Origin of the sequence: uncultured Christiangramia sp. (assembly GCF_913046405.1) — a bacterium.
GTDB classification, from domain to species: domain Bacteria; phylum Bacteroidota; class Bacteroidia; order Flavobacteriales; family Flavobacteriaceae; genus Christiangramia; species Christiangramia marina.
This window is the reverse complement of the sequence record NZ_CAJWRQ010000155.1, coordinates 1-4,005: the sequence shown is the minus strand read 5'-3', so window position 1 is coordinate 4,005 and position 4,005 is coordinate 1. Positions and strand designations below refer to the sequence as shown.

At 38.2% G+C, this 4,005-nt stretch carries 4 protein-coding genes; 2 read left to right on the top strand and 2 right to left on the bottom strand.

Translation table 11 applies throughout. The features are described 5' to 3' along the window. Nucleotides 1-114: 114 nt before the first annotated feature. Nucleotides 115-987 (bottom strand): alpha/beta hydrolase, encoded by an 873-nt coding sequence (locus tag QZ620_RS13620; protein ID WP_295182678.1) that lies wholly within the window; start codon nucleotides 985-987, stop codon nucleotides 115-117. Between the two features lie 186 nt (nucleotides 988-1,173). Here QZ620_RS13620 and QZ620_RS13615 point away from each other — a divergent pair, with 186 nt between their 5' ends. Continuing rightward, the gene (locus tag QZ620_RS13615; RefSeq protein WP_295182675.1) at nucleotides 1,174-1,995 is read left to right on the top strand and encodes a M48 family metallopeptidase; all 822 of its coding nucleotides are present in this window, start codon (nucleotides 1,174-1,176) and stop codon (nucleotides 1,993-1,995) included. Between the two features lie 61 nt (nucleotides 1,996-2,056). Next, a complete protein-coding gene (locus QZ620_RS13610) occupies nucleotides 2,057-3,406 on the top strand; it encodes an MFS transporter (protein WP_295182672.1) in 1,350 nt (449 codons plus the stop codon). 23 nt (nucleotides 3,407-3,429) lie between these two features. Here QZ620_RS13610 and QZ620_RS13605 read toward each other — a convergent pair. Next, nucleotides 3,430-4,005 (bottom strand): head GIN domain-containing protein (locus QZ620_RS13605; RefSeq protein WP_295182670.1); only part of this gene is annotated, 576 nt, incomplete at its 5' end.

Below are 4,005 nucleotides of genomic sequence, written 5' to 3'. Positions count from 1 at the left end.
AACTTTCCTTTGAAGAATTTTTTTGAGCGTTTCCATTGCAACTAAACAGAAACGTTGCCATAAGGCTTAGTATTAAAAACTTTTTCATCATTTACTTTTTCTTTAAAATTACAATTATTGTGCCGCTATAAAACTTGTAATTTTGTTAATTACCTCAGGATTACCTAGTATCCGGCGGTGTCCCAGGTTTTTCGTGATCATTAATTCACTATTCTCCAGAACCTCATCAATCTCGTAAGCCGAATTCACTTCAACATCCACATCATGTTCGTCGTGAATAATAAGAGTAGGAGTAAACACTTTTTTTGCAGATTCTGCACCAGAAAGTGCGTCCATATCCTGTTTAAATTTATTATCCAGATATGCCTTCATCTTCCTGGCGACCTTATCGTTCATTTTCATGTTGGCAGCAAAGTTTCTGGTGATCTCGGTAACGTTATTTGCCGTTCCAATCAATATTAACTTGTTGGTTTTTAATCCATCCTTAATTGCTCTAAGAGAAGACATACCCCCAAGAGAATGACCAATAACAGCTTCAAAAGGACCATATTTATTATCCAGAAATTTTACAGCTTCAATAAAGAAAGGCATCATGCTCATTTTCCCATCGGCTTTTCCATGTCCTGGAGCATCAAAACTTATAGTTTGATAGTCCATGACTTTTAATGCTGAAGCGATTTTAGCCAGCTGAGTTCCTCTGCCACTCCAACCGTGAACCAGCAGAACTTTCTTATCTGACTTTCCATACTTGTAGGTCACGATCTCGCGGTTCATTGAAGGAACTATCATTTTTTCCTGCTCTGTGTTCTCATCCATCTCCCTTTCTCTCTCCGGAAGTTTGTAACGGAAAGGAGTAAGAAACAGTTTCGCTGCAAACCTGCTGGCAAGAAACGGACTTACTTTCGTTAGAATTTGGGATGTAGTTAGAATATACTGCGGAACCAATAGTCTTTGAACCGGTATGCTGTCTTTAGTATTTTGAGTCATTTTGGATGTATTCAGGTCGTGAGTCGGCTTTCACATACTGTTTAAAAAATGCTTTGAAAGTCTTGTAAATGCTGCAAATATCAACAATGGTATTGTTTTTGAAACTGCTTTTATTGTTAAATCATACTTAATTCAACTCGAGCAGGTTTGCTGCTTTTGTACTTTTAGGTATCAAAAACCAACGATATGAAAATTAAGAATGCCTTATTAGGTTTAAGTGTACTGCTTATGGTGGTCTCATGTAAGACCAATCCTTTTACAGGAGAGAAAAATTTAAATTTTGTCTCCAATGATCAATTGTTCCCAACTTCTTTTGAACAATACAATCAATTTCTGAATGAAGCGGAAGTCGTAAATAATACGGAAGAAGCCAGAAAGGTTAAAAGACTTGGAGAAGATATTGTAACTGCTGCGGAAAGATATTTGAACGCGAACGGTTACCAAGGCTTTATGAATGACTTTAAATGGGAGTTCAACCTTGTTAAAGATGATCAGGCCAACGCTTTTGCCATGCCTGGTGGAAAAGTTGTCGTATATACAGGTATTTTGGACGAAGCTCAAAATACAAATGGTCTGGCGACAATTATGGCTCACGAGATCGCCCATGCCCTTGCAGATCACGGTGCTCAAAGAATGAGTGCAGCACAATTACAACAATTAGGAGCAGTAGCTGGAACTGTAGCTGTAAGTGGTCGTAGTGAAAGTACGCAACAAATCTTTGCTCAGGCATATGGATTAGGTACGACAGTAGGAGTAATGCTTCCTTTTAGTAGAGGTCATGAATCTGAAGCTGATAGAATTGGCTTAACTCTTATGGCAATTGCCGGTTATGATCCAAGAGAAGCTCCAGAATTATGGAAAAGAATGCAAGCTAATAGTGGCGGGCAGGCTCCACCAGAATTTTTAAGCACTCACCCTTCAAATGCAACAAGAATTAGTAATTTGACTCAGTGGGCTCCTGAAGCTATTGCTGAAGCGAAAAAATACGGATCAACAACTTTTAAATAAGTAATCTCAAAATTAAAATTGAAAAGCCACCGGTTTCGGTGGCTTTTTCTATTTTTAGTGCATGAAGCAATTACCTAAAGGCAGCAAAAAATTAATTCATGCATGGGCATTTTACGACTGGGCCAATTCAGTTTACAGCCTGGTAATTTCCTCAGCGATATTTCCAATATTTTATGGTGCATTGACGATCGTCAAGGATTCCGAAGGGAATATGATCAGTGATACGGTGAGCTTTTTGGGTTTCAATTGGAATAATGATACCCTCATTAGTTACGTAACAGCCGCTGCATTTCTTGTGGTTAGTTTTCTGAGTCCCTTTCTTTCTGGTATTGCTGATTATATTGGAAACAAAAAGAACTTCCTAAAATTCTTCTGTTACCTGGGAGCTATTTCCTGTATAGGTTTGTTCTGGTTCAATCTTGGGAATCTCTGGTTCGGCTTGCTTTTCTACTTTCTCGCTCTTATTGGTTTTTGGTCCAGCCTGGTTTTCTATAATTCATATTTGCCAGATATCGCCTATAACGATCAACAGGATAAAGCAAGTGCGAAGGGATTTTCTTTGGGCTATTTAGGAAGCGTGATACTACTTGTCCTTTGCCTAATTATGATCCTAAAATACGAATGGTTTGGTTTTGAGGATGAGGGTTTGCCAACACGACTTTCTTTTGTACTAACCGGAGTGTGGTGGATCGCTTTTAGTCAGTATACCTATTACTATCTTCCAAAAGGAAATAAAAAAGCCCGACTTACCAAAAATGTACTATTCAATGGATTCAGGGAATTGAAAGGTATCTGGTACAAGATCAATCAGAATAAACAATTGAAGCGTTATTTAGTGGCATTCTTTGTTTACAGTATGGCTGTTCAAACCATTATGTTAATCGCGACTTATTTTGGGATCGAAGAACTGGAATGGGGAGAACAGGATGCAACCACAGGGTTAATAATAAGTATTCTATTGATTCAGCTTGTAGCGGTTCTAGGAGCTTTTCTAACCTCGCGACTGGCCATTAAATATGGAGATGTCAAGATCCTGATTTTTATCAACCTGATTTGGATAGCAATTTGTGGGTATGCTTATTTCATCACAACTCCGCAACAGTTTTATGTAGCAGCAGCTTCGGTTGGTTTGGTGATGGGCGGAATTCAATCACTATCCAGGTCCACTTATTCCAAAATGTTACCAGAGAATGCTATAGATACAGCCAGTTATTTTAGTTTTTACGATGTAGCTGAAAAAATCGGGATAGTGATTGGGATGTTTATGTATGGTCTGGTAGCTCAAATTACCGGTAGTATTAGAAGTTCAATTCTTTTCCTGGTCGTTTTCTTTATTGCCGGAGTATTTTTATTAATGCGTGTACCTAAAAAGCATCCAAAAATAAAAAACCTGCCAGAAGACAGGTTTTAAAATTTCAGCAATTTTGATACTTATTAGTAGCTGGAAACACTTCCAGAACCGTTTGTTTTAAAACTTTGTTTTTCAGGATCACCTTTGTATACGATATCTCCTGAACCACTAACATTTGCTTTTAAACTTGGAGAAGCGTACACCATTACATCCCCGGAACCTGAAACTCTTGCTTCCACATTTTTTGCTCTTAGATCAAATGCATCGAAATCACCACTTCCAGTTACGTTGCATTCAAAATTGTCAGTACTGCCTTTAATCTTTATATCACCAGACCCGGTTACATGACCTTTCAAATAATTTGTCTGTATATCCAGAACCATATCTCCGGAACCTGTAACACTCACGCTCAATCTTTCTTCTGAAAGTTGATCCTGTGTCCAGATATCCCCGCTGCCAGTAAGTGAAATATCATTCACACTCTTTACAGGAACAGTAATGAGCAGATCCTTTCTAGTTTGAAGATTCACCCCTTTTTCTGTAGAAATTTTAAGCGTACCATTTTTTACTTCCGTAAGTATATATTCCTGAAGATTGCTTTCTGCAGCAACTTTGATGTTTCCTTCAGTTCCCGAAACTAATTTTACGTTCATGGATCC